Here is a 24,688-nt window from a genome sequence, read left to right on the forward strand (position 1 = left end):
CCAAGCCACGGGGCAAGAAGGCACAGCCGAAAGGAGAAACAATACCGTCGACGTTAGACTTATCCACAATCGAGTAGCCCGGCTACTCCACCAAAGGTGGGGTCAAAATTAAATGGAAAACCGGGGTCAGGATTTAGTGGAAATCAACACCATGTCCTTCAGGAGCGCAGTGAAGCCATCGCCAGCGGCTTCAAAGGGGTTCCCCTTCTTGACCCTGAACGCGGGGAACAGTCGATCCGCACCGCTGGCCTTGAGGCGCTGAACGTACTCAGGGAAGCCTAGCCGGATCAACTCTGGGTGTATAGGGATGCGCCGCTCCTCGCCCGTCTTGATGGTCTTTACGATGCCCTTACCCGCCGCCGTATGCAAATCAAGGTCGATATACCAATGGTCCTCCTCCTGCCCGAAGTCCACTTGGGGATTCGTTTGGCAAAGCTCACGGGGCCTTGCGCCAGTGAACAGCAGCAATGTCGAAAACCAGTACATGCACTCTTGCTCGGGGGATACCGCCATTGCCGCAAACCTGGGGCCTTCAAAGAAGGTTTTTAGCTCAGGCACGGACAGCGCCCGCTGCTTATCTTCGCCAGCCATACGGTCGCCGCTGTACTCGATGCCATCCACGATGAGCACCGGGAATCCCTCGTCCCCATAGTCCCGCCGTGAGTCCCTTAGGAAGGCCTTGAGGGGTGCCCGATAGTTGTCCGTGTAGGTCAATGGCGAAATCACCTCTGCTGTGTCTTCCGCAAGCATCGCGGCAATGGTGACCGTGCCCTTGTCAAAACGCCGCGCCCAATCGCTCGGCAGCTTGCAGATATCCCCAAGGAAGTCCGTAACGTGCAACTGCCGGATGGCGGTCACCGGGGTGTCTGCCCCGATCACTTCGCGGAACAGCGTGAGACAGCGCACCACCTTTCGGGTGTACTGGCTCTTCTTTTGGTTCGCCTTCCTCAGGTGGCGCTCCACGACCGTTCCTAGGGTTAACTGCGCGGGGGGCGCTGCGGCGCTCTGTGGGGCCTCAGGCAACGGCGGCGGGGCTACGGCCTCACGGCCATAAAGGCGGCGGGTTCCTGGCTTGGAAAACTCAGTATCCAGCGCGGTGGCGAACTCGAACACTAGAGCCCTGAAATTCGGTTCGGCTCGGGTGTAAGGAATTGCGGCGGCGTGGAGAAATAGCTCGGTCACGTTGCCCAGACCCTCCGACCCAGAGGCGGACAGAACATCCCCCGCCACCTGAGTGAGGAGGTCATGCAGGGATTCCAACTCGCTGCGGGGGTTGCCCGCTTTGATGGCGGCATGCTGGACCCGATTGAAGCCCTGTGCAAGCTGCGTAGCGAAGCCCTGAAGGTCTTCCCCCGTGTAGTCCCCTAAGGGCTTCTTGCGGGGCCTCCTGGCGGCTTCTAGGAGTTCCTGGCGGGTATCCGCAAGGAGCGCCTCATGGGCGATGTAGTGCGAAAGGGCCAAACGCTCAGCAGCGCGGGAAGCCTTCACCCCCAGGTTCACCATCGGGAGCGGCCCGAGGATGGCTTTTAATTCTTTGGGGATGTAAGGCCGGAAATAAGCGCGGCCATCGGTCTTAACGTGGTAACCAGTCCATCCAGGCATCTTGCCCCCCGCATCAAAAAGGCGGAGCAGTTGCGCAGGTACAACATGCGAACTGTCCGGTTTTGTGTCCGGGCGGGTGTCTGTAAGTGGTTGATTTTGCAGATGGGCCTTATGTATCAAGTACTTAAGGCCATCTTAAAAGATACTGGGGTGGCTGATGGGGCTCGAACCCACGACAACAGGAATCACAATCCTGGACTCTACCAACTGAGCTACAGCCACCGGAGCCTCACATTATAGCGGCAACTGCGCGCCTTTGGCGCCGCGCCCGCTGCTTTATGCGCCCGCCTTCTGTTCAGCCGGCTTGGCCACCTTGATATCGGCCTTGAAACGCTGTTTCAGGATGTTGTAGTACGCCAGGCTTTCCGCGGAGGTCCACCACTGGGTGTACTGGGCTTGGTCCTGCTTGGCAATATCGGCGGCCTGCGCTGGACGCGGCAGTACCTTGGTCACCCGGACAATCGCGTAACCCTGCGCACCGAGGTCCACGCCGACCAGTGCGGGTGCAGTACCCGCGTCTGCGCTAAGCGCGACGCTGACCACCGGCGCGGGCAACTGCTGCGTCTGGTCGCGCGAGATCACCACTGCTGCCGGGAAAGTGGCGGCTGCAGGGTTAGCTTTCCAGGCCGCGAGTTTTTCGGCGCCGTCCTTGCGGGCCAGCTCGGCGCCGCGCTGCTGTTGCAGCCGTGCACGAACGCGGTCCTTGACCTCTGCCAACGGCAGCGTCCGGGCCGGGGTGTACTGGGTGATGCGGCCGGACACCAGCTGGCTGGGGCCTGCTTCCAGGGCTTCGGTGTTGCGCTTTTTCTCCACCGAATCGGGCGAGAACAGGGCCGCCAGGAACTTCGGGTTGGCCAGAACGCCGGTGGCGCCCGCCACGGGGGTACGCGTCAGCTTGGCGGCCGTCTTGACCTCGAGTTTGAGTCGCTCGGCGATCGGGCGCAGGGTGTCGGACTGTTCGTACACCGCGTTGCTGAAGGTTTCTGCCGTCTCGGCAAATTTCTTCTGCGCCTGCTGCTGCCGCAGTTCCGCTTCCAGTGCAGGCTTCATCTCGTCAAAGGTCTTCTGCTTGGGCACCTTGATGTCCGTCAGCTTGATGATGTGGTAGCCGAATTCGGTTTCCACCACGTCGCTGATGTCGCCCTTTTTCATTGCAAACGCGGCGTCGGCGAAAGGCTTGACCATGGCATTGCGGGCAAAGAAGTCCAGGTCGCCGCCTGCTGCGGCAGAACCGGTGTCCTGTGAGTTTTTGCGGGCCAGCTCGGCAAACGAGTCCGGCGCTTTCCTGGCGGCCGCGAGCAACTGCTCGGCTTTCGCCTTGGCTTTTTCGCGGTCAGCCGCGGGTGCGGAGGCCGGCGCTTCGATCAGGATGTGGCTGGCGCGGCGTTCTTCAGTGCCGGCGAGCTGTGACGCGTTCTGCTCGAAATAGGTCTTCAGGTCGGCTTCGTTGACCGTGATGCCTTTTTTCACCGCATCCAGATCCAGCACCACGTATTCAATGCTGGCTTCTTCGGGCGCCTGGAACAGGGCCTGGTTGTCCTTGTAGAACTGCTCGAGCTCTGCATCGCTGGGGTTGACCCTGGCGGCATAGTCGGCCGTATTGAAACGTGCCACCTGCGCCTCACGCTTTTCGAAGAAGGCGTTGAGTGACACGTCGGCCACGGCCTTCGACGCGAAGCCTGTGCCGGAGACACCCAGCATGACCTGGCGCGAGGCCAGGTCGGCGCGCAGGCCCGCTTCGTACTGCTCCGGCGCCATGCCCGTCTGCGCGATGAAGCCCGCGCGGTCAAACTTGCCGTCCGGCAGCCGGAAGGCGGCAATCGCCTTGTCTTCGGCATACAGACGCTGCAGTTTCTGGTCCGCAACCACCAGGCCGCTCTTCGCGGCAGCAGCTGCCAGCACGCGGTCGCGCACCAGGCGTTCCAGCGTGCCGTAACGCGCTTCAGGCGAATCCAGCAGCTTGACATCCAGCGTCGGCATCGACGCGCTGAGGCGGCTCACCTCGTTCTGGTGCGCCACATCCCATTCGGGCTGCGTGATGTCCTTGCCGTCGACGACGGCAACAACGCCCCCGGCGTCACCGGTGGGGCCGTTGTTGTTCATGCCGACCAATATGAAGGACGGAACAATCAGCAAAAACAGCAATGCCATCGTGACCTTGGTGTGCTTGCGAATGAAATCAAACATCTCGAATTTCCTGTGCGGCTGTCAATCGGCCATTTAAAACTTGCGTCAAGCCATCAATGAAAAAGGCGAACATCTGTTCGCCTTTTTGTCCAGTCGGTGGTGGGTGCTGACGGGCTCGAACCGCCGACCTACGCCGTGTAAGGGCGCTGCTCTACCAACTGAGCTAAGCACCCCACCTCAACTTTTACTTCATGCCCATCAGTTCAGAGCGTCCTTGAGCGCTTTGCCGGGACGGAACTTGGGCACCTTGGCTGCCTTGATTTTAATCGCATCGCCGGTACGCGGGTTGCGGCCGGTGCGGGCAGCACGTTTGCCTACGGCAAAAGTGCCAAAACCCACCAGAGACACGGAGCCTCCTTTTTTCAGGGTTGACTTGACAGCACCAATGGTTGACTCCAGCGCGCGCGTGGCGGCAGCTTTGGAAATGTCAGCGTTCTTGGCAATGTGCTCGATCAGTTCAGTCTTGTTCACAAGGAGCCCCTCGTTGTTGAAAGTTAATCTGGTTGTCTCTTGGATATCTCCCCTGGACACCTGTCACAAAGATGGCAGCGGGAGGCGGCATGTGCAGATCGTCTGCTGATTCCAATTAGAGCCATGGACTCCCATCGTGTCAATACAACATCAGATTTTTACAACGTGCGGTGGCGGATTCTAGCCTTATTTTTCACGCTTTCAGGCCCTGATCGTAAGCACACCCTGCATTTCAGGGCCTCCTGTCACAGACTGAACCGCGCGCCTCAACCCAATGCCGCCGCAATGGCCTTGCCCACATCGGACGTGCTGGCCGTGCCCCCCAGGTCGGGGGTGCGCGGTGCACCACTGTTGGGAGCCAAGACTTTTTCAATCGCGGCAAGCACCGCATCATGCGCATCCTTGTGCCCCAGGAACTCCAGCATCATGGCACCACACCAGATCTGTCCGATCGGGTTTGCAATCGCGCGGCCCGCAATGTCCGGCGCCGAACCGTGCACCGGTTCGAACAACGAAGGAAACTTCCGCTCGGGATTGAGGTTGGCGCTGGGGGCGATGCCGATGGTGCCGGTGCAGGCCGGACCGAGGTCGCTCAGGATGTCGCCGAACAGATTGCTGGCAACCACCACATCGAAGAAATCGGGACGCTGGACAAAATGCGCCGTCAGGATGTCGATGTGGAACTTGTCGAGCCTGATGTCCGGATACCCCTTGGCCATTTCGACCACACGTTCATCCCAGTAAGGCATGGAAATGGAAATGCCGTTGGACTTGGTCGCGCTGGTCAGGTGTTTCTTCGGCCGCGATTGCGCGAGTTCAAAGGCAAACTTGAGGACGCGATCCACCCCGATGCGCGTGAATACCGACTCCTGCAAGACGAATTCGCGGTCCGTTCCAGGAAAAGCCTTGCCGCCGATGCTCGAGTACTCGCCCTCGGTGTTTTCGCGCACGATGTAAAAATCGATTTCGCCGGGTGCGCGGGCCGAGCCATCGCGCCGCACGACGGGAGCGATGATGCCGGGCATCAGGCGCGCCGGCCGCAGGTTGATGTACTGGTCGAACTCGCGGCGGAACAGCAGCAGCGATCCCCACAGGGACACGTGGTCGGCAATCTTGTCGGGCCAGCCGACCGCGCCGAAATAAATCGCATCATGTCCACCGATCTGGTCTTTCCAGTCGTCGGGCAGCATCTTGCCGTGTTTCTCGAAGTAGTCCCAGCTCGAAAAGTCAAAATGATCAAACTGCAGGTCAATGCCGAACTTGACAGCCGCCGCCTCCATCACGCGAATGCCTTCAGGCATCACTTCCTTGCCAATGCCGTCGCCGGCGATGACGGCGATCTTTTTCTTTCCGGTGGTCTTGCTCATGTTTGTCTTCCTTGGGTTTCAGGGGTTCAGGGTTTGAAAAAATTCAGGGCTTGCGCCAGCAGCAGTTCCGGCGCCTCTTCCGCAATGTAATGCCCGCTGGGCAGGCTCAGGCCCGAAACGTCAGCGGCGCGGTCGCGCCAGAGGCGCAGCACGTCGAAACACTGGCCCACCGCGCCATGCTCGCCCCAGAGAACCTGCAGGGGCTGGGTCAGCCGCTTTGCCGCGGCCACATCGGCGCGGTCGTGCTCCAGATCCACCGTGGCTGAGGCGCGGTAGTCCGCGCAAATGCTCTCGGCCGTGCCGGGAATCTGCATGCAGCGCTCATACTCGGCCAGCGCGGCCGGCGCAAAGGCGGCCAGGCCGGCATGGCGCTTGCCCATCACGCTGCGCAGGTAACGCACCGGGCCGGATTCAATCAGGGCTTCGGGCAGCGGCGGCGGCTGGATCAGGAAGAACCAGTGCCAGTAGGCACGCGCAAACGCCTCCGAGGTGTTCTCGTACATGGCCAGCGTGGGCGCAATGTCGAGCAGCATCAGGCGCTGCACCGCCGCGGGGTGATCGGCGGCCAGCCGGTGCGCCACGCGCGCCCCGCGGTCGTGGGCCAGCACCTGGAAAGTGTCGAAGCCGTGGTGCTGCATCACCGCCAGCGCGTCCAATGCCATTTCACGCTTCGAATAAGCCAGGTGCCCGGGGTCCGCAGCCGGCCGGCCGGAATCGCCATAACCGCGCAGGTCCATCATGACCACGGTGAAGTGGTTTGCGAGCGAGGGGGCCACCGCGTGCCACATCACGTGGGTCTGCGGGTGGCCATGCAGCAGCAGCAGCGGCGCGCCCTGCCCGCCCTTGCGGCCGTGCAGGGCGACGGCTCCACGGCTGACATCAAAAGTCTCGAATGCTTCAAACATGCAGCGATTGTGATTGCCAGACCCCCTTGAATCAAGAAATAATCTCATAATTGATTATTCTCAAAATGGAAATTATGGAACGTGCCGACCTGGCCCTGGTGGTCGCGATTGAGCAGCATGGCAGCCTTGTGGCCACCGCCGAGGCGCTGCAGATGGCGCCTTCCGCCGTGACCAAGCGGCTGGCCCAGCTGGAGGCTGAGCTGGGCCTGCTGCTGTTTCAGCGGACCACCCGACGGGTGGCCCCCACCGTCGAAGGCGAGTTGCTCTGCGCACGTGCGCGCCTGATGCTGGACCAGTTCGATGCGCTGGAGCAATCCCTGCAGGAACGCAAGTCGGAAGCTTCGGGCCTGATCCGCCTGGCGGCGACCTTCGGCTTCGGCCGCCTCTGGCTGGGGCCGGTGCTGGCTGAATTCCAGGCCAGGCACCCGGCCATCCAGATCCAGCTGCAGCTTTATGAACAACTGCCCGACCTGGCCGCGGAGGGTTTTGACGGTGCCGTCTGGCTCTGGTCACCCCGGCCGCAACGCGCGAGCGAGTGGACGGCACGCAAGCTGGCGAGCAACCAGCGGGTGGTGGTGGCCGCCCCGGCCTATGTCCGCCAGCACGGCCAACCCGCCACACCGGCGGAACTGGCGCAGCACAACTGCCTGATCGCGCGCGAGAACGATCGCCAGTTCGACACCTGGCACCTGCAGGCCGTGCGCGGCCCGCGCAGAAAATCCGGCACTGCAGCCGACGCCCCCGCCGATCAGCGGGTCCGTGTGCAGGGCAGCCTGTCGTCCAACTCGGGCGAGTTGGTGCGCGACTGGTGTTTGCAGGGTCGCGGCGTGATGCTGCGCAGCCTGTGGGACGTGCAGGCCCAGCTCGACTCGGGCAAGCTGGTGCGGCTGTTACCGCAGTACGCGATGCTGGATGCCGACATCCAGTGGCTGGCGCCGTTTCGGCCCCAGACACCGAAGCGGGTGCGGCTGCTGATTGACTGCCTGGCGGAGAAATTCAGGCACGAACCCTGGCGCCTGCCCGCCTGATCCCGCCGAGCCTCAGGCGGCCCGGCTCCCGTTACGCACCACCAGCCAGACCCCGAGCGCTGTCAGCGCGGTCCCCAGCACCGTGACCACGGTGATGGACTCGCCAAACAGCAACCAGGCCATCAGCGCGGTGGTGGGCGGCACCAGGTACAGCAGGCTGGTCACGGCCGTGGCCGCGCCGCGCTGGATCAGCATGTAGAGCAGCGAGCTGCCGCCCAGCGTGAGCGCGAGCACCGACCAGGCCAGCGCACCCATGAACTCTGGCGTCAGCCGCACCGGCTCGGCCTCGAACCAGGCGAAAGGCAGCGTCACCAGCAACGCCGCGCCGAGCTGAATGGCGTTGGCGCTGCGCACATCGGCCGCCTGGACAAAACGCTTCTGGTACAGCGTGCCGATGGTGATGCTGAGCAGCGCAAACACAGCGCAAGCCAGCGTGTAGGTGGTGGCCTCGTTGCCAGCACCGAACTTGCGCGACACCACCAGCAGCAGGCCGGCCAGCCCGAGCACCAGGCCCAGCCACTGGCGGGCGCTGACTCGGTTGCTGCTCTGGCTGGCGTCGCCCATGCGCGAGACCCAGACCGCCGTCAACACCGGCTGCAGGCCGACGATCAGTGCCGACAGGCCCGACCCCATGCCGCCCTTGACGGCCGACCAGACACCGCCGAGGTAACCCGCGTGAATCAGGATGCCGGTAACACCGAGATGCAGCCACTGCGCGCGGCTGCCGGGCCAGGCCAGCCGTGCAATGGCGATCCAGACCAGGAAGCAGGCCAGCGACAACACGTAACGAATCGCCAGAAAGGTCAGCGGCGGCGCATAAGGCAGGCCGTATTTGGCAACGATGAAGCCGGTGCTCCAGATCAGCACAAACACGGCCGGCATGGCCCGGATCAGGGCGCTGTTCGAGCCGGGCGAACTCATTTGGCGCGCGCGCGGATTTCGGGAATGGCTTTTTTCAGGTAGTAGGCCATGGACCAGACCGTCAGGATGGCGGACAGCCAGATCAGCCAGGTACCCCAGACGTTGGTGTTGATGACGCCGAACAGGATGCCGTCAAACAGCAGGAAGGGAATCGCGATCATCTGCACCGTGGTCTTGATCTTGCCCAGCATGTGCACCGCCACGCTTTTGGTCGCGCCTATCAGCGCCATCCACTCGCGCAGGGCGGAAATGGCGATCTCGCGCCCGATGATGATGAGCGCCACGAACACATCGGCGCGCTGCAGATGCACCAGCACCAGCAGCGAAGCACAGACCAGAAACTTGTCGGCCACCGGATCGAGAAAGGCGCCGAAAGAAGAAGTCTGGTTCAGCTTGCGTGCCAGGAAACCGTCGAGCCAGTCGGTAGCCGCGAACACCACGAACATGACGGTCGCAATCAGGTTGCGGCTGGCCGGTGTCATGTCGAGGTAGAAAATGCCCACGATCAGCGGAATCGCCACAATGCGCGTCCAGGTCATCACGGTGGGTATGGTCAGAAACATGGCCTGATTTTGACATGCGCAGGGCCGGGCCGAACGTGCGGGCCGGCAGCGCCGCTCAAATACCCCTGCTTTGAAGCCACTTTCCAACCGCTTCGTGGCGCAAATACGTCTGGGACCACGACCCGGCCCTGAAACTTGTTCCTAATGCAGCGCGCGGTAGATTTCTTCGGCGAGCTCGCGGGAAATGCCTTCCACCGTGGCAATGTCCTCGGCACTGGCCGAACTCACGCCGCGGATGCCGCCGAAACGCTGCAGCAGGTTGGCGCGTTTTTTCGGGCCGATGCCGGCGATGTCTTCGAGGCGGCTGGCGCCGACGCGCACCTTGGCGCGTTTGGCGCGCATGCCGGTAATGGCAAAACGGTGCGCTTCGTCGCGAATCTGTGCAATCAGCATCAGGGCCGCCGAGTCGCGACCCAGGTAGACCTTCTCGCGGCCGTCGGCGAACACCAGTTCTTCCAGGCCGACCTTGCGGCCCTCGCCTTTTTCGACGCCAGCGATCAGGCCGAGGTCCAGGCCAAGCTCCTCAAACACCTCGCGCGCCATCGACACCTGGCCCTTGCCGCCGTCGATCAGCACCAGGTCGGGCAGGCGCGCGGTGTTGTTGCGCGCCGCTTCCGCGAGTTTGCTGTAGCGGCGCATCAGCACCTGGCGCATGGCGGCGTAGTCATCGCCCGGCGTGATGCCCTCGATGTTGTAGCGGCGGTATTCGGCACTTTGCATCTTGTGGCCATGAAACACCACACAGGAGGCCTGGGTCGATTCGCCGGCCGTGTGCGAGATGTCGAAACATTCGATGCGCAGCGTGTCGAGCTTGTCCAGTGGCAGGTCCAGCGCCTCGGCCAGCGCGCGGGTGCGCGCCTGCTGCGAGCCCTGCTCGGCCAGCAGCCGGGCCAACTGCAGCTCGGCATTGGTCTGCGCCATTTCCAGCCAGATGCGGCGCTGCTCGCGCGGCTGATGGACGGCCAGGACCTTGTTGCCGCTTTGCATGACCAGCGCGGCAATCAGCTCCTTGTCCACCGGTTCGCTGCACACCAGCACCGGCGGCACCGGCACGCCCACATAGTGCTGGGCGATGAAAGCCTCCAGCACCAGGGCCTCGAGTTTTTTGGTCTTGCCGGGCACGGCGACCCGGGCGTCTTCACCGCCCTCGCCGGCTTCAGCGCCTTCGACACTGTCTTCATCGAGCCCGGCCAGGTCGGCCGCGTGCTCGACATGCGTCGGGAAATACGGCCGGTCGCCCAGGTGCCGGCCGCCGCGCACCATGGCCAGGTTCACGCAGGCCTTGCCGCCGTGCACCTTGACCGCCAGAATGTCCACGTCCTTGTCGCCGCCGGTTTCCATGGACTGCTGGTGCAGCACCTTGGACAGCGCCGAGATCTGGTTGCGCAGTTCGGCCGCCTGCTCGAACTCCAGCTTTTCGGCGCGGCTGCGCATCTGCTTTTCCAGCTCGGTCAGGATCTCGCCAGCCTGGCCCTGCAGGAAACGTTCGGCGTTGGCCACGTCCAGCGCGTACTGTTCGGGCGTCACATGGCCGACGCAGGGCGCGGAGCAGCGCTTGATCTGGTACAGCAGGCAGGGCCGCGTGCGGTTGTTGAACACCGTGTCCTCGCAGGTGCGCAGCTTGAAGACCTTCTGCAGCAGCAGGATGGTTTCCTTGACCGCCCACGCACTCGGGTAGGGCCCGAAGTAGCTGTGCTTTTTTTCGACCGCGCCGCGGTAGTAGGCGACGCGCGGAAAGGTGTGCGACGCGAGCTTGAGGTAGGGGTAGCTCTTGTCGTCCCGGAACAGGATGTTGAACTTCGGGTTCAGCGTCTTGATCAGGTTGTTTTCCAGCAGCAGCGCCTCCGCCTCGGAGCGCACCACGGTGGTTTCCATGCGCGCAATCTTGGTCACCATGTGGCCGATGCGCGTGCCGCCGTGGTTTTTCTGGAAGTAAGTGGAGACCCGTTTCTTCAGGTCGCGCGCCTTGCCGACGTACAGCACCGCCCCCTCCGCATCGAAGTAGCGGTAGACGCCGGGCATGGCCGGCAGTGCCGCCACTTCACTGAGCAGCTGGGGATCAAATTCGTGCGATGGGGTCATGGTGATGGGGTGCGCGTTGGGCCGGCGGGGCCGCCCTCCGGACGAAGTATCGGCATTTCTGGCTGGCAGCTTCCGTATTGTGGACAATCCGGACATGAATCATCGCCCGCAATGGGACATTTTTTGCAGGGTCATCGACAACCACGGCGACATCGGCGTCTGCTGGCGGCTAAGCGCCGAACTGGCGGCGCGCGGCCAGCGCGTGCGGCTGTGGGTGGATGACGCGTCCGCCCTGCACTGGATGGCGCCCGAAGGCTGCGAGGGCGTCACCGTCCTGCCCTGGCTGGAACCGCTGGGCATGAACATCCTGCGCCTGGAGGCCGCGCCCTGCGAGGTGCTGGTGGAGGCTTTCGGCTGCGACATTGCTCCTGAATTCGTAGCTGCTTGCGCAGACAGGGAAAGGGCTACAGGCCAAAAACCCGTATGGATCAACCTCGAATACCTGTCCGCCGAGCCTTATGTGGAGCGTTGCCATGCCCTACCCTCGCCAGTGCTGCGCGGCCCGGCCGCCGGCTGGACCAAGTGGTTTTTCTACCCCGGTTTCAGCGCCGCCACCGGCGGGCTGTTGCGCGAGTCCACGCTGGCGGCGCGCCAGGCGGCGTTCGACCGCCGGGCCTGGCTGGCCGGGCGCGGCATCGACTGGAACGGCGAAACGCTGGTGTCGCTGTTCTGTTACGAGCCCCCTGTCCTGACGCAGCTTCTGGACCAGCTGGTGCAGATGGGCAGCGCCGCCGCGCCGGTGCGCCTGCTCGTGACCGCCGGCCGCGCCAGCGCCGCCGTCCAGGCCGCGGTTCATGAGAAAAAGTGGCCGCAGCCCAACAGGGACGGGCGCGATCCGCTATCAATTTCATACCTGCCCTGGCTGCGCCAGGACGATTTCGACCACCTGCTCTGGGCCTGCGACCTGAACTTCGTGCGCGGTGAAGATTCGGTGGTGCGCGCGCTCTGGGCCGGCCAGGCCTTTGTCTGGCAGATTTACCCGCAGGCCGACCAGGCCCACCAGGCCAAGCTGCACGCTTTTCTCGACATGCTGCAGGCGCCGCCCTCGCTGCGGCATTTTCATGATGTGTGGAACGGCCTGCAGGGTGAATTGCCAGCCCCCGATCTGCCGCTGTGGTCCGGCTGCGCCCGTGCAGCGCGTCAACGCCTGCAGCAGCAACCCGACCTGGTCACCCAGCTGCTGGACTTTGTGGCGCAAAAACAGGAATCCGCGTCATGAGGCTGCTGCTGGTGGAAGACGACACCATGATCGGCCGGGCCATGCGCCAGGGCCTGACCGATGCCGGGTTCAGTGTGGACTGGGTCATGGAGGGCCACGCCGCCGAGCGCGCGCTGGCCAACGGGGTGTACGACCTGGCCGTGCTGGACCTCGGCCTGCCGGGCCAGGATGGCATGGCGGTGCTGAAAGGTCTGCGGACGCGCGGCAATGCCGTGCCGGTGCTGATCGTGACGGCGCGCGACGCCGTGTCCGACCGCATCGCCGGGCTCAATGCGGGCGCCGACGACTATGTGCTCAAGCCCTTCGACCTGGACGAACTGATCGCCCGCGTGCGCGCGTTGCTGCGCCGCCATGCCGGCGGCGGCTCGCCGCTGCTTCAATGCGGCGAGCTGGTCCTCGACCCTGTCCGCAAACAAGTCAGCCTGAAAGGTGAAAACGTGAACCTGTCCGCCCGTGAATTCGCGCTGCTGGAGACCCTGATGCAGCGCCCCGGCGCCGTGCTCTCGCGGGCCCAGCTGGAAGACTCCATCTACGGCTGGGCCGAGGAAATCGGCAGCAACGCGGTCGAGGTCTACCTGCACAAGCTGCGCCGCAAACTCGGCGCCGACACCATCCGCAATGTGCGCGGTGTCGGGTACAAGGTGGTGGCACCATGAGCTACGCAGCGAGGGGCCCCGGCCTGCCGGGGATCGATGCCAAGGCGAATGGGGCCAGGCCACCGATCCCCTCAAGCATGCATGCCTGCGTTCGCGGAGAGGTGGCCCCATGAGCGACGCGGCGAAGAACTCCGCGATGACCCGACCGGTTCAATCCATCCAGCGCCGCGTCCTGGTCTGGGCCATGGGTGCGCTGGTGGTGGGCGCCAGCTTGCTGGTCGGCAGTGCCTACTGGACATTGACCCACGAGATGGGAGAAGTGTTCGAGGACAACCTCAAGCAGGTCGCGCTGGCGGTGGCCAACCACCATGGCACCTACGGCATGGCGCGCAGCCCGAGCCTGGCCGGGCAGTTGCCCCGGGTCTATGAGGAGTACGGGAAATTCGAGTTCGCCACCGCGGCCTGGACACGCAGCGGCACCTTGCTGCACGCGTCCGATCCCACGGCGGCCCTGCCCTTCCTCTCGCGCAGCGGGTTGAGTGTGGTCAGCATCGGCCGGGAGAAATGGCATCTCTACACCATCGTGCTCGACGACGGCATTGTCCAGGCCGCCCAGCGCGACAGCGAACGCGAGGCCTTGGCACGGGAGACCACCACCAAACTGATCCTGCCGGCGCTGCTGATGCTGGCCCTGCTGGCCATCCTGCTGACGCTGGCGCTGCGGCGCGGCCTGTCGCCGCTGGCGCTGGCAGCCAGCGAGGTCACGACGCGCAGCGTCGAAGCCCTGCACCCCATCGCGCTGTCGGCCCACCCGCCGGAATTGCACCTGCTGATCGGGGCGATCAATGACCTGATGGCACGGCTGGGCAGCGCACTGTCGCTGCAAAGGCTGTTCCTGGCCGACGCAGCCCACGAACTGCGCACGCCGATCACGGCGCTGCGACTGCAGCTGCAGTTGCTCGAGCGCGCCGGCGATGAGACCCAGCGCGAGGTGGCACTGGTGCAGCTGCGCGCCGGCATCGACCGGGCCCAGCATCTGGTCGAGCAGTTGCTGCAGCTGTCGCGGCTGGCGCCCGAGACGCCGGCCTTGCGCCGCGAGCCGGTGGACCTGGCAGAACTGGCCCGGGCCACCGTGGGCCGCTTCAGCGCGCGTGCCGACGACAAAAAAATCGACCTGGGCGCTGTGACCGAAGGCACACCCACCGTCCACGCGGACGTGCAGCAGCTGGCCATCCTGCTGAACAATCTGGTGGACAACGCGCTGCGCCACACGCCCCCGGGCGGACGCATCGACGTGGCCGCACAGGTCGAAAACGGTCGGCCCAGCCTGAGCGTGACCGACAGCGGCCCCGGCATCAGCGCCGCGGAGCGGGAACGGGTCTTCGACCGCTTCTACAGGGGAAGCAACGTCAGTGCCGATGGCCAGGCGCCGCATGGCAGCGGCCTCGGGCTGGCGATAGCAAGGGCGGTGGCCGAGCGACACGGCGCCGACATCACGCTGGACGAAGCGCCCGGCGGCACCGGCTTGCGGGTCAGTGTGCGTTTTCCAGCGCGCTGAGGGCCATCACCGGTACCGGCGCCGGGCGACAGGGTGCAAACAGGTCCAGCGACTTGTCATAGGCGCGGGTCTGGACATCAAGCACGCCCAGCAGCGAGTGAAACAGGTTGTCGTGGCCAACCTCGGCGCCCGCGTTCGTGCGCAGGCACTCCTGGTCGATATTGAAGCTGCGGCGAAACCCCGGTGACAGCCACATCACCAGCGGCACACGTTTCTGGACCTCGGGCGCGATCGGGTAAGGCATGCCGTGCAGGTACAGGCCGCCCTCGCCCAACGATTCGCCGTGGTCCGACACATACACCATGGCGGTGTCGTACTGCTGCTGCGCAGCCGCGAGGAAATCGATCACCTTCGACACAAAAAAGTCGGTGTAAAGCAGCGAGTTGTCATAGGCATTGACAATTTCCGCAGCCGTGCAGGCGCTCAGGTCCTCGTTCTGGCAGGCCGGCGCAAACTGCCTGAACACCGCCGGGTAACGCTTGAAATAGGCCGGCCCGTGGCTGCCGAGCTGGTGCATGACGACCAGCAGGTTGCCCTGGGTATCGCGCGCGACGCCTTCCATGCCCTGCAGCAGCACCTCGTCCAGGCAATGGCCTTCGGCGCAGAGCGCGTCCACCCTGGCGTCATCGAGCTGCTCGGCAGGCAGCCCGTCACAAACACCCTTGCAGCCCGACTGGTTGTCGCGCCAGAGCACCTTGAAGCCGGCCCGGGCCAGCACATGCAACACCGATTCATGGCCGCGGATCTTCTCCTCGTCATAGTGAATGCGGCCGTAAGGTGAAAACATGCAGGGCAACGAAACCTCGGTCGAGGTGCCGCAGGCGGTGGCATGCGGAAAATTGATCACGTCCTGCCGGGCCAGCAGCGGGTTGGTCGGGCGCGCGTAGCCGTTGAACGCAAAATTCTGCGCGCGCGCCGTTTCGCCGACGATCAAAACGAACATCACCGGCCGGGTCCGGCCGCTCCAGCTGGCGCCCAGCCGGGCGTCCTCGCCGACCGGCAGCCTGGGCTGCGACGGCCGCTGCACGCCGCCCAGCGCATTGCCGGCCAGGGCGGCCACCACATTGCCCGGGGTCAGCAGATAACGCACCTCTTTGTGGTTGCGCATCAGCGAGGCGAAGTCGGCAAACACCAGCAGCAGGCTGGCCGCGCCCACCGCCAGCGCGGCCGCGATCCAGGCCAGGCGGACGGCCAGCGCGCGGCCCAGGCTGCGCCGCTTCAATTGCGGCCACCAGACCAGCGCCGCCGGCAGCGCACCGAACAGCAACACGCGCGGCACCATGCCCCAGACCAGCAGTTCGCGGGCTTCGTTGACATTGGTGGCCAGCACATTGCGCAGCATCGCGCGGTCCATGTAAATGGCGTAATGGTCCATGTACCAGGCGGCGAAAGCCGTGCACAGCACCAGCAGGCTCAACAGGGGTTTGGCGGTCAGGCGTGTCGCCAGCAGCGCCAGGAAGGCGAAGTAGAACGCCGAAAAGGCGGCAAACAGGGCGGCCGCAAAACCCCAGGTGGCAGCCAGCTCCCAGCCGCGGCCGGCGAGCGCGGCGCGCCAGAACGGACCATTGCCGCTAAGCAGCAGAAAACCGACGCAGATCAGCACCAGGGTTTCGACCTGCAGGGCGGGTCGGTGAAACCACGGTTTCGAAGGCGATGCGGTGGGCGGCGTCAGGACGCGGGGGGCGGAAACAGTCATCATCGCGGCGCGGAAGGAGTGACCCGGGAGGGCCACCCTGGAGTCAGGGAAGCCCGGAGTCTGTCGCCGGGACACTTAAACCACCCTTAAGCACGCCCCGCCGGGAGGGCTGGCGATTCTGGAGGTTCACCGAAAAAAACGTTAAAATACAGGGCTTTGCATTGCACCAGGTTTGGGCGATGCCACCCTCCCCGCCGCGGACCCGCATCATCCCAGACGCATTTAGCGGCCAACTCACTACTAGAAACTGTTATGAAAATCGCTCAAGAAATACGCGCTGGCAATGTCATCATGCACGGCAAGGACCCGATGGTGGTTCTGAAGACCGAATACAGCCGCGGCGGCCGCAACTCGGCCACCGTGCGCATGAAGCTCAAAAGCCTGATTGCCAACTTCAACACCGAGCAGGTGTTCAAGGCCGACGACAAGATCGACCAGGTCATCCTCGACAAGAAGGACTGCACCTACTCCTACTTCGCCGACCCGATGTACATCTGCATGGACGCCGACTACAACCAGTACGAAGTCGAAGCCGAGAACATGGGCGACTCGCTGAACTACCTGCAGGACGGCATGGAACTCGAAGTTGTGTTTTACGACGGCAAGGCCATCTCGGTCGAACTGCCTACCAGCGTCAACCGCGAGATCACCTGGACAGAGCCTGCCGTCAAGGGCGACACCTCCGGCAAGGTGCTCAAGCCGGCCAAGCTGGCCACCGGCTTTGAAATCGGCGTGCCCATTTTTGTGGCGCAAGGCGACGTGGTTGAAATCGACACGCGTACCGGCGAATACCGCAAACGCGTCTGACCCGCCCTTCCCGGCATCCTGGAAAAAAGGCTCCTGACGGAGCCTTTTTGCATCCCGAAACCTTTCAGAGCGACGTATGGAACAAACCGACGACTTATCCGCCAGCCGACTTGCAGACGCATGGGCGGAACTGCAGGCCCACTCCGACCGGGGCATCCCGCTGGAGGCCAATGCCTACCGGCTGGCCTTCGCCGATCCCGAGTTCCTGCTGCGGCGCGAGACCCGCGGCATCCGGTTCCAGCTGGAGATGCTCAAGCCCGACATGGAGCAGCAGGCCCAGGGCATCGAGAACACCATCGTGGTGTTTGGCAGCGCGCGTTTCCCGGCGCCTGAACAGGCCGAGCAGGCACTGAAACTCGCCAAAGAGTCCGGTGATGCGCAGGCCCTGGCACTGGCCGAGCGCCAGGTGCGCAACGCGGCCTACTACGACCAGGCCCGGTTGTTCTCACGCCTGGTCGGTGCCCACAGCAAGACCCGCACCCCCGAAGAACAGCTGTTCATCTGCACCGGGGGCGGTCCCGGCATCATGGAAGCGGCCAACCGCGGCGCGCAGGAAATGGGCGTGCCGACGGTGGGCCTGAACATCGCGCTGCCGCACGAACAGAACTCCAACCCCTACGTGACGCCCTCGCTGAACTTCAAGTTCCACTACTTCGCGCTGCGCAAGATGCATTTCATGATGCGCGCCAAGGCGCTGGTGGCGTTTCCCGGCGGGTTTGGCACGCTCGACGAGCTGTTCGAGGTCATCACGCTGGTGCAGACGCGCAAAGCCAAACCGGTGCCCATCATCCTGTTCGGCTCGGAGTACTGGCAACGCCTGATCAACTTCGACGTGATGATCGACGAAGGCGCGATTTCACCCGACGACCTCAAGCTCTTCCAGTACGTCGACGACCCGCAGGTAGCCTGGGACGCGATCAGGACCTTTTACCAGCTGTAGCCGGCCGCAGCAGCCAGGCGACACGGCTGCCCGCGCCCACCACCGCACCGGTGGCCCAGAACACGCCGGCGATGCCGATGACCGCGCCCAAGGTGCCGAACAGCATGGGCATGACCACGCTGGACGCATTGATCGCCATGAGGCGCAGGCCCAGCGCTTCGCCGTGCCTGGCCTCTGGCGTGATCTGGTGCAGCATGCTCATGATCATGGGCTGCACCGTGCCGAGCGCCAGACCCAGCACCACCGAGCACAGGCCCATGCCCAGCGCCGTCTGCATGAAGGGGTAGACACCGAACAGCACCGCGGTCACCAGCATGGCGACCGCCAGCACCCGCCACTCACTCAGGTGCGCAGCCACCAGCGGCATCACCATCCGGATGGCGGCGGCGGCGACGGCAAAGGCGCCCAGGATGGAACCGATCACCGAGGCGCTGATGCCTCGTTCAAAGCCCAGCACCGGCACGACAAAGGTATGCACGTCCCAGCAGGAAGAGAGAAACCAGTTCACCAGCATCAGGCGGCGGAAGGTGGCGTCGCGCAGCAGGTCCCAGGCGCTGCCCTGCTTGGTGCCGTGCGCGGCAATCACGGGCGGCAGCTCGCGCGTCTTGCGCACCAGAAACCAGCTGGCCAGCGGCAGCACCGCCATCAGGAAAAAAGCCGCACGGTAGCCTGACAGGCTGTTGGGCACGGCGCCCGCATGGTCGATCAAGAGCCCCGCCGAGAACGGTCCGACAAAATTGGAAATCGCCGGACCGATCGACAGCCAGCTGAACACCTGCCGCAACTGCAAGCCCCCCGTCGCGGCACGGCCGACGTGGCGCTGCAGGGAAATCACGGCGGCACCGGTTGCCCCGCCGGTGAGCAGCGCCACCAGGCAGAGCACCGGAAACACCGGAAAAGCCACGGCCACCCCGGCGCCCAGCACGGCGGCCACAACGCTGTACCCCATGGGCCGGCGCAGGCCGTGCCGGTCGGCAAAACGTCCTGCGGGCAGTGCCAGAAACACCTGGGTCAGGGCAAACAAGGCCAGCAACACGCCGACCGCGGCCGGGCTGTAACCCTCGCGCAGCGCCAGCAAGGGCGCAGCCATGCGGGTGCCGGCCATGCAGGCGTGCAGGCAGATCTGGGCCAGGATCAGGCGGGCAAGTTCAGGTGTCATGCGGTCACCAGGGTGCCGCTCAACCCTCGTCCGGGTCCTTGTCCATCGGGATCAGCCGGGCCGAGTCAAGTTCAGGCAAGGCCTCGACGTTGCGCAGGGCCTTGCCCATGACGCGGCTGCGTTGTTCGGCGCTGCTCAGCGTGTTGAGCACGGTTTCGGTCTGCGACTTGACCTTGGCCAGCACGTCGCCGAACTTGCCGAATTCTGTCTTGACGGCGCCCAGCACCTGCCAGACTTCACTCGATCGTTTTTCCAGCGCCAGGGTCCGAAAGCCCATCTGCAGCGAGTTCAGCATCGCCAGCAAGGTGGTCGGGCCGGCCAGCGTGACGCGGTGCTCGCGCTGCAGCACCTCCATCAGGCCGGGCCGGCGCAGCACTTCCGCATACAGGCCCTCGGTCGGCAGAAACAGGATGGCGAAATCCGTCGTATAAGGCGGCTCGATGTATTTTTCCGAGATCGATTTGGCTTCCATGCGGATGCGCACTTCCAGCGCCTTGCCCGCCACTTCGGCGCCGAGCACATCGGCGCGCTGCTGCGCATCGAGCAGCCGCTCGTAGTCTTCGTTGGGAAACTTCGCGTCGATCGGTAGCCAGACTGGATCGCCATTGTCCGAGCGGCCAGGCAGCCGGATCGCAAAGTCCACCGGGTTCTTGCCGCCGCGGCGCGTGATGACCTGCGCCGCGTACTGATCCACGGTGAACACCTGCTCCAGCAGCGCCGAGAGCTGCGCCTCGCCAAAAATGCCGCGCGCCTTGACATTGGTGAGCAGATGCTTGAGGTCACCCACGCCCTGCGCCAGCGTCTGCATTTCGCCCAGGCCCTTGTGCACCTGCTCGAGCCGGTCAGCCACCTGTTTGAAACTTTCACCCAGACGAGTTTCCAGCGTGGTCTGGAGTTTTTCGTCCACCGTTTGGCGCATCTCGTCGAGCTTGGCCGAGTTGGTCTGCTGCAACTGCGCAAGCTGTTTTTCCAGCGTCTCCCGGATTTCCCCCATGCGCCGCGCATTCGATTCGCTGACGGACTGCAGCTGCGTGGTCAGCGTGTCGGACAGGGTTTTCTGCAGCAGCGTCAATTGCTGGGAAAACGCGTCGATCTGCGCATTCTGCGTGCGGATGGCCTCGGCGCTTTGCTGCACCAGGGTTTGCTGGAAGGTGGCAAAACTGGTCGCCAGCTCCTGCCGGCTGGCGCGCGCGCTGTCGCCGATCTCCCGCCGCAGCTCACGCTCGAGCTTGTCGTTCCCGGCGGCCAGGCCGGCAAGCAGCTCTTCACGGCCACTGTCGGCCGGCTTGCGCAGCAGCAGCCAGACCAGCAGGAGCAGGACCAGCAGCAGCGCTGCGAAGATCAGCCAGGCTTGCAAGGGGTTCATCAGTGCTATTTATTTAGTAGCAAGAACCGCAGGATTCAGGGGCGTCAACGGCCTTTTTTCCTTGAAGAATCCGATCAGGTTGTCAGCCGCCAGCATGGCCATGGCCATGCGCGTGGGCACCGTGGCACTGGCAATATGGGGCGTCAGCACGACGTTGGGCACCGTCAACAGGTCGGGATGGACCTGGGGCTCGCCTTCAAACACATCAAGGCCCGCGGCCGCAATGCGCCTGTCACGCAGCGCAGCCGCCAGCGCTGCGTCGTCCACAATTCCTCCGCGCGCAATATTGACCAGGGTCGCGGTGGGTTTCATCAGCGCCAGCTCGGCAGCACCTATCGTGTGGTGCGAGGCCGGTGAATACGGCAACACCAACACCACATGGTCAGCGGTGCGGAGCAGTTCGTCCTTGCTCACGTAAGCCGCCTTGCACTCGGCTTCCAGCGCAGCGTCCAGCCGCGAGCGGTTGTGGTAGATCACCTTCATGCCGAAGCCGTGCGCGCCGCGCTTGGCAATGCCCTGCCCGATGCGGCCCATGCCCAGCACGCCCAGCGTGCTGCCGTGGATGTCGGAGCCGGCAAACATGTCGTAGCTCCACTTGCTCCATTTGCCGGCACGCAGGTAATGTTCGCTTTCGGTGATGCGCCGGGCCGTGGCCATCAACAGCGCAAACCCGAAGTCGGCGGTGGTTTCGGTCAGCACGTCGGGCGCGTTGGTGGCCAGCACGCCGGCCGCCGTCATGGCATCGATGTCGAAGTTGTTGTAACCCACGGCCATGTTGGCACAGATCTTCAGTGTCGGGCAGGCGGCCAGGACCTCGGCGTCGATGCGGTCGCCACCGGTGGTGAAGGCACCGTCCATGCCGCGCAGCTTGTCGATCAGTTGGGCTTTCGACCAGGTTTCGTCGGCCTGGTTGGCATGCACCTCGAAGTGCTGCTGCAGATGTGCGATGACTTCAGGAAAGATGGCGCGGGCGACGAGGATGTTGGGTTTGCTCATGGGGTTTCTTCGATGCGTTGAAAAGAATTTACCGGAACCAGATGAAGGTCATGACGATGAACAGCGGAATCAGCACCGCGCCCGACCAGGCCATGTAGCCAAAGAAACTCGGCATCTTGACGCCACGGTCTTCGGCAATGGCCTTGACCATCAGGTTGGGCGCATTGCCAATGTAGGTGTTGGCGCCCATGAACACCGCGCCGGCCGAAATGGCGGCCAGCGTCGGTGCCAGTGTGGTCATCAGGGTGGCGGGGTCGCCGCCTGCCGTGTTGAAAAACACCAGGTAGGTCGGCGCATTGTCGAGAAAGGAACTCAGTGCGCCGGTGGCCCAGAAATACATGGCGGGGTCAGGCTGGCCGTCGGGCCGGGTGACGGCCGACACCACCGCGCCGAAAGGCCCAGCGGTGCCAGCCTTGAGCATGGCAATGACCGGGATGATGGTCAGGAAAATGCCGGCAAACAGCTTGGCGACCTCGGCCATGGGCCCCCAGGAAAACTGGTTGTCCTCGTGCACCTTGTCGGCCGTCATTTTCAGTGACAGCAAGGTGATGGCAATCAGGCCCGCATCACGCACCAGGCCCGGCAGGCCGACCTCAGTGCCGAAAACATCGAACATCACCGTCGACTTCCAGAAACCGCTGAGCAGCACCAGACCGGCGATGCCGGCCAGCAACGCAAAATTGAAGGCGCCGTCGAAACCGAGGCGACCGGTATCGGGTGTCGGGTCCATCGGCTGCACGCCCTCCCGGCGGTAGTACCAGCTGTCGAGCAGGTAAAAGATCACCAGCAGGCTGCCGATCAAAAACAGGGTCTCCGGGAAGATGTGCTTGACCGTCCAGAAGAAGTCGACGCCTTTGAGGAAGCCGAGGAACAGCGGCGGATCGCCCAGCGGCGTCAGCGAGCCGCCGGCGTTGGAGACGATGAAGATGAAAAACACGACGATGTGGGCGGCGTGTTTGCGGTTGTCGTTGGCGCGGATCAGCGGCCGGATCATCAGCATGGAAGCGCCGGTGGTGCCCATGAAACTGGCCAGCACGGCGCCGATCAGCAGCAGGGCGGCGTTGAGGCCGGGGCTGCCATGCAGGTTGCCGCGTATGAAAATGCCGCCGGCCACCGTGAACAGCGCCGTCAGCAGAATGATGAAGGGAATGTATTCGGCGACCAGCGCATGCACGAGGCTGGTGCCGGCCAGCGCCGGGCCAAACAGCACGGCAAACGGCAGGAAAAACGCCAGCGTCCAGGCCGCCGACACCTTGCCGAAATGGTGGTGCCAGAACGAGGGAAGCAGCAGCGGCATCACGGCGATCGACAGCAGCAGGCCTGCAAACGGAATGCCCCAGAGCGGCGACAGCTGGCTGCCGTCAAAGTCGGCCGCCAGGGCCCAGCCAGGCAAAAAGGACAACAAGGCCGCGAGCCCGATCCAGCGCAGTTTTTTCATGAAGTCTCCTGTTGTTTTAGGTGAGGCCGGGCGGCTGCGTCTGGCCGCCTGGGGTCCATTTCATGCAATGTCAAAAACCTGCCGCAGGTAAGCCAGGTATTTTTCGTCATCGCACATGTTTTTCGACGGCGTATCGGAGAGTTTGGCCACCGGCTGGCCGTTGCAGCGCACCATCTTGATGACGATCTGCAGGGGTTCGTAGCCGAGGTCGTTGGTCAGGTTGGTGCCTATGCCGAAGGCGAGCTGGCAACGGTCCCGGAACTGCTGGTACAGCTCGATGGTGCGCGGAACCGTCAGGGCATCGCTGAAAATCAGGGTCTTGGTGCGGGGGTCGACCCGGTTCTTGCGGTAGTGCTCGATCAGGCGCTCGCCCCAGGCGAACGGGTCGCCGCTGTCGTGGCGCGCGCCGTCGAACAGCTTGCAGAAATAGAGGTCGAAGTCGCGCAGGAAGGCGCTCATGCCGTACACATCGCTGAGCGCAATGCCGAGGTCGCCGCGGTACTCCTTGGCCCAGGACTCGAAGCCGAACACCTGGCTGTCGCGCAGACGTGGCCCCAACGCCTGGCAGGCCTGGAGGTACTCGTGCGCCATGGTGCCCAGCGGCGTCAGGCCCAGCTTCATCGCAAACAGCACGTTGCTGGTGCCGGCAAACTGGCCGGCAGTACCGGCGCCCAGGCGTGCAATCAGGGTACGCAGCACTTCTTCGTGCCAGGCCTGGCCAAAGCGGCGACGCGTACCGTAGTCGGCAATTTTCAGGGTGGCCAGGCCTTCGCCCTTCAACAGCCCGATCTTGGCGTCGAGCCGCTTGCGCCCTTCCATCACATCGGCCAGTTTTTGCGTGTTGCGGAAATAGACCTCGTTGATGATGGCCAGCACCGGGATCTCGAACAGGATGGTGTGCAGCCACGGCCCTTCGATCACAACCTCGATTTCGCCAGAGGGCAAGGCCTTGACGCTGACGTATTTCTCGTTGAGGTGAAACAGCCCGAGGAAATCGACAAAATCACTTTTGATGAACCGCATGCCGCGCAGATAGGCCAGTTCGGCATCCTGGAAATGCAGGCTGCACAAGGCGCGGATTTCTTCCCGGATTTCACTGACATAAGGCGCCAGGTCGCTCACGCCGGGTGCGCCGGCGTTTCGGCACTTGAAGCGGTATTCGACCTGGGCACCGGGAAACTGGTGCAGCACCACCTGCATCATCGTGAACTTGTACAGATCGGTGTCCAGCAGGCTGGTGATGATCATGGTCGGGCACCTCCATAAATCCATTTTTTGGGCGAATTGCTTCGTTGCGCGGTGCTCGGAATCCTCATGCACCCAAGTGCATTCCGGTATCCTCCGCGCCGCGCGCCTTGCACTTCATCCCAAAAAACTGAATTTCTGGAAGTGCCCAGGCCGCGTGGAATCACAGAATACTTAACCCAGGAAATCGACTTCGAACAGCAGTGTGGCGTTCGGCGGGATCACGCCACCGGCGCCGCGGGCACCGTAACCGAGCTCGGCCGGAATGACGAGACGGCGCGTGCCGCCCACTGACATGCCCTGCACACCTTCATCCCAGCCCTTGATGACCTGGCCGGCGCCGAGCGAAAACTCGAAAGGCTGGCCGCGGTCCTTGCTGGAGTCGAACTTGGCGCCCTGCACGCCGTCGTTGTAGAGCCAGCCGGTGTAATGCACCTTGACGTTCTGGCCAGCCTTGGCGATCGCGCCGGTGCCCAACACGGTGTCTTCGTACTGCAGGCCGGAGGGAGTGGTGTTCATGGGGATTCTTTCTGTAAAAAAAT

20 protein-coding genes, 2 tRNA genes and 1 pseudogene are annotated in these 24,688 nt (G+C 63.8%); 6 read left to right on the forward strand and 17 right to left on the reverse strand.

Going from position 1 to position 24,688, the window contains the following annotated elements:
• Positions 1-126 precede the first annotated feature (126 nt).
• The 7 genes from AAG813_RS10475 to AAG813_RS10505 all read right to left on the reverse strand — a co-directional run bounded on the left by AAG813_RS10475 (position 127) and on the right by AAG813_RS10505 (position 6,532).
• Positions 127-1,602, reverse strand: a complete 1,476-nt coding sequence (locus AAG813_RS10475) for a hypothetical protein (RefSeq protein WP_341914635.1) — start codon at positions 1,600-1,602, stop codon at positions 127-129.
• 146 nt (positions 1,603-1,748) lie between these two features.
• Positions 1,749-1,824, reverse strand: a tRNA-His gene (locus tag AAG813_RS10480).
• Positions 1,825-1,878: 54 nt separating this feature from the next.
• Positions 1,879-3,789, reverse strand: a complete 1,911-nt coding sequence (locus AAG813_RS10485; protein ID WP_341914638.1) for a SurA N-terminal domain-containing protein — start codon at positions 3,787-3,789, stop codon at positions 1,879-1,881.
• A 97-nt stretch (positions 3,790-3,886) separates the two neighbouring features.
• Positions 3,887-3,962 (reverse strand) — tRNA-Val (locus AAG813_RS10490).
• 25 nt (positions 3,963-3,987) lie between these two features.
• Positions 3,988-4,260, reverse strand: a complete 273-nt coding sequence (locus AAG813_RS10495) for an HU family DNA-binding protein (protein WP_026779519.1) — start codon at positions 4,258-4,260, stop codon at positions 3,988-3,990.
• A 266-nt stretch (positions 4,261-4,526) separates the two neighbouring features.
• Complete coding sequence (locus AAG813_RS10500; protein ID WP_341914642.1) at positions 4,527-5,627, reverse strand: tartrate dehydrogenase; 1,101 nt, start codon at positions 5,625-5,627, stop codon at positions 4,527-4,529.
• A gap of 26 nt (positions 5,628-5,653) precedes the next feature.
• Complete coding sequence (locus AAG813_RS10505; protein WP_341914644.1) at positions 5,654-6,532, reverse strand: alpha/beta hydrolase; 879 nt, start codon at positions 6,530-6,532, stop codon at positions 5,654-5,656.
• A 74-nt stretch (positions 6,533-6,606) separates the two neighbouring features.
• On the opposite strand from AAG813_RS10505, the pseudogene AAG813_RS10510 reads away from it, so the two are divergent.
• A pseudogene (locus AAG813_RS10510) lies at positions 6,607-7,646 on the forward strand (LysR family transcriptional regulator).
• Here AAG813_RS10510 and AAG813_RS10515 read toward each other — a convergent pair.
• The 3 genes from AAG813_RS10515 to uvrC all read right to left on the reverse strand — a co-directional run bounded on the left by AAG813_RS10515 (position 7,573) and on the right by uvrC (position 11,126).
• Positions 7,573-8,481, reverse strand: a complete 909-nt coding sequence (locus tag AAG813_RS10515; RefSeq protein ID WP_341914646.1) for a DMT family transporter — start codon at positions 8,479-8,481, stop codon at positions 7,573-7,575. The pseudogene AAG813_RS10510 and the gene AAG813_RS10515 sit on opposite strands and share 74 nt — an antisense overlap.
• A complete protein-coding gene (pgsA, locus tag AAG813_RS10520; RefSeq protein WP_300539616.1) occupies positions 8,478-9,044 on the reverse strand; it encodes a CDP-diacylglycerol--glycerol-3-phosphate 3-phosphatidyltransferase in 567 nt (188 codons plus the stop codon). The genes AAG813_RS10515 and pgsA overlap by 4 nt, the downstream gene beginning before the upstream one ends.
• A 141-nt stretch (positions 9,045-9,185) precedes the next feature.
• Positions 9,186-11,126, reverse strand: coding sequence for an excinuclease ABC subunit UvrC (uvrC, locus tag AAG813_RS10525; RefSeq protein WP_341914649.1), 1,941 nt, complete (start codon positions 11,124-11,126; stop codon positions 9,186-9,188).
• Between the two features lie 94 nt (positions 11,127-11,220).
• Here uvrC and earP point away from each other — a divergent pair, with 94 nt between their 5' ends.
• The 3 genes from earP (at position 11,221) to AAG813_RS10540 (ending at position 14,499) form a co-directional block, all read left to right on the forward strand.
• Positions 11,221-12,345: an elongation factor P maturation arginine rhamnosyltransferase EarP gene (gene earP, locus AAG813_RS10530; protein ID WP_341914652.1), complete on the forward strand. Its 1,125-nt coding sequence runs from the start codon at positions 11,221-11,223 to the stop codon at positions 12,343-12,345.
• Positions 12,342-13,001 (forward strand): response regulator, encoded by a 660-nt coding sequence (locus AAG813_RS10535; RefSeq protein WP_341914654.1) that lies wholly within the window; start codon positions 12,342-12,344, stop codon positions 12,999-13,001. The genes earP and AAG813_RS10535 overlap by 4 nt, the downstream gene beginning before the upstream one ends.
• Positions 13,002-13,110: 109 nt before the next feature.
• On the forward strand, positions 13,111-14,499 hold the full coding sequence (locus AAG813_RS10540; protein ID WP_341914655.1) for a HAMP domain-containing sensor histidine kinase: 1,389 nt from the start codon (positions 13,111-13,113) through the stop codon (positions 14,497-14,499).
• Here the strand turns inward: AAG813_RS10540 and AAG813_RS10545 are convergent.
• Positions 14,474-16,195, reverse strand: a complete 1,722-nt coding sequence (locus tag AAG813_RS10545) for a phosphoethanolamine--lipid A transferase (RefSeq protein ID WP_341914657.1) — start codon at positions 16,193-16,195, stop codon at positions 14,474-14,476. The two genes, AAG813_RS10540 and AAG813_RS10545, sit on opposite strands and share 26 nt — an antisense overlap.
• 252 nt (positions 16,196-16,447) lie before the next feature.
• Here AAG813_RS10545 and efp point away from each other — a divergent pair, with 252 nt between their 5' ends.
• The gene (gene efp / locus AAG813_RS10550) at positions 16,448-17,002 is read left to right on the forward strand and encodes an elongation factor P (protein ID WP_096667885.1); all 555 of its coding nucleotides are present in this window, start codon (positions 16,448-16,450) and stop codon (positions 17,000-17,002) included.
• 76 nt (positions 17,003-17,078) lie between these two features.
• Complete coding sequence (locus AAG813_RS10555) at positions 17,079-17,942, forward strand: TIGR00730 family Rossman fold protein (protein WP_341914662.1); 864 nt, start codon at positions 17,079-17,081, stop codon at positions 17,940-17,942.
• Here AAG813_RS10555 and AAG813_RS10560 read toward each other — a convergent pair.
• From AAG813_RS10560 to AAG813_RS10585, 6 genes are all read right to left on the reverse strand, one after another.
• Entirely contained in the window at positions 17,920-19,101 is a 1,182-nt protein-coding gene (locus AAG813_RS10560) for an MFS transporter (protein WP_341914664.1), read from the reverse strand. The two genes, AAG813_RS10555 and AAG813_RS10560, sit on opposite strands and share 23 nt — an antisense overlap.
• A gap of 19 nt (positions 19,102-19,120) precedes the next feature.
• Entirely contained in the window at positions 19,121-20,467 is a 1,347-nt protein-coding gene (gene rmuC / locus AAG813_RS10565; RefSeq protein ID WP_341914666.1) for a DNA recombination protein RmuC, read from the reverse strand.
• 9 nt (positions 20,468-20,476) lie between these two features.
• The gene (locus tag AAG813_RS10570) at positions 20,477-21,463 is read right to left on the reverse strand and encodes a D-glycerate dehydrogenase (protein ID WP_341914668.1); all 987 of its coding nucleotides are present in this window, start codon (positions 21,461-21,463) and stop codon (positions 20,477-20,479) included.
• A 28-nt stretch (positions 21,464-21,491) separates the two neighbouring features.
• Complete coding sequence (locus AAG813_RS10575) at positions 21,492-22,901, reverse strand: sodium:proton antiporter (RefSeq protein ID WP_341914670.1); 1,410 nt, start codon at positions 22,899-22,901, stop codon at positions 21,492-21,494.
• Between the two features lie 60 nt (positions 22,902-22,961).
• A complete protein-coding gene (gene pncB / locus AAG813_RS10580; protein WP_341914672.1) occupies positions 22,962-24,149 on the reverse strand; it encodes a nicotinate phosphoribosyltransferase in 1,188 nt (395 codons plus the stop codon).
• 171 nt (positions 24,150-24,320) lie between these two features.
• Complete coding sequence (locus tag AAG813_RS10585; RefSeq protein ID WP_096667870.1) at positions 24,321-24,665, reverse strand: FKBP-type peptidyl-prolyl cis-trans isomerase; 345 nt, start codon at positions 24,663-24,665, stop codon at positions 24,321-24,323.
• Between the last annotated feature and the right edge of the window lie 23 nt (positions 24,666-24,688).

This window comes from Polaromonas sp. YR568 (assembly GCF_943371715.1).
GTDB lineage: Bacteria > Pseudomonadota > Gammaproteobacteria > Burkholderiales > Burkholderiaceae_C > Polaromonas.

Coding starts and splice junctions, on each gene's coding strand:
- AAG813_RS10475 (WP_341914635.1), bottom strand. CDS start 1,602: ATGCCTGGATGGACTGGTTACCACGTTAAGACCGATGGCCGCGCTTAT.
- AAG813_RS10485 (WP_341914638.1), bottom strand. CDS start 3,789: ATGTTTGATTTCATTCGCAAGCACACCAAGGTCACGATGGCATTGCTG.
- AAG813_RS10500 (WP_341914642.1), bottom strand. CDS start 5,627: ATGAGCAAGACCACCGGAAAGAAAAAGATCGCCGTCATCGCCGGCGAC.
- AAG813_RS10505 (WP_341914644.1), bottom strand. CDS start 6,532: ATGTTTGAAGCATTCGAGACTTTTGATGTCAGCCGTGGAGCCGTCGCC.
- AAG813_RS10515 (WP_341914646.1), bottom strand. CDS start 8,481: ATGAGTTCGCCCGGCTCGAACAGCGCCCTGATCCGGGCCATGCCGGCC.
- pgsA (WP_300539616.1), bottom strand. CDS start 9,044: ATGTTTCTGACCATACCCACCGTGATGACCTGGACGCGCATTGTGGCG.
- uvrC (WP_341914649.1), bottom strand. CDS start 11,126: ATGACCCCATCGCACGAATTTGATCCCCAGCTGCTCAGTGAAGTGGCG.
- earP (WP_341914652.1), top strand. CDS start 11,221: ATGAATCATCGCCCGCAATGGGACATTTTTTGCAGGGTCATCGACAAC.
- AAG813_RS10535 (WP_341914654.1), top strand. CDS start 12,342: ATGAGGCTGCTGCTGGTGGAAGACGACACCATGATCGGCCGGGCCATG.
- AAG813_RS10540 (WP_341914655.1), top strand. CDS start 13,111: ATGAGCGACGCGGCGAAGAACTCCGCGATGACCCGACCGGTTCAATCC.
- AAG813_RS10545 (WP_341914657.1), bottom strand. CDS start 16,195: ATGACTGTTTCCGCCCCCCGCGTCCTGACGCCGCCCACCGCATCGCCT.
- efp (WP_096667885.1), top strand. CDS start 16,448: ATGAAAATCGCTCAAGAAATACGCGCTGGCAATGTCATCATGCACGGC.
- AAG813_RS10555 (WP_341914662.1), top strand. CDS start 17,079: ATGGAACAAACCGACGACTTATCCGCCAGCCGACTTGCAGACGCATGG.
- AAG813_RS10560 (WP_341914664.1), bottom strand. CDS start 19,101: ATGACACCTGAACTTGCCCGCCTGATCCTGGCCCAGATCTGCCTGCAC.
- rmuC (WP_341914666.1), bottom strand. CDS start 20,467: ATGAACCCCTTGCAAGCCTGGCTGATCTTCGCAGCGCTGCTGCTGGTC.
- AAG813_RS10570 (WP_341914668.1), bottom strand. CDS start 21,463: ATGAGCAAACCCAACATCCTCGTCGCCCGCGCCATCTTTCCTGAAGTC.
- AAG813_RS10575 (WP_341914670.1), bottom strand. CDS start 22,901: ATGAAAAAACTGCGCTGGATCGGGCTCGCGGCCTTGTTGTCCTTTTTG.
- pncB (WP_341914672.1), bottom strand. CDS start 24,149: ATGATCATCACCAGCCTGCTGGACACCGATCTGTACAAGTTCACGATG.
- AAG813_RS10585 (WP_096667870.1), bottom strand. CDS start 24,665: ATGAACACCACTCCCTCCGGCCTGCAGTACGAAGACACCGTGTTGGGC.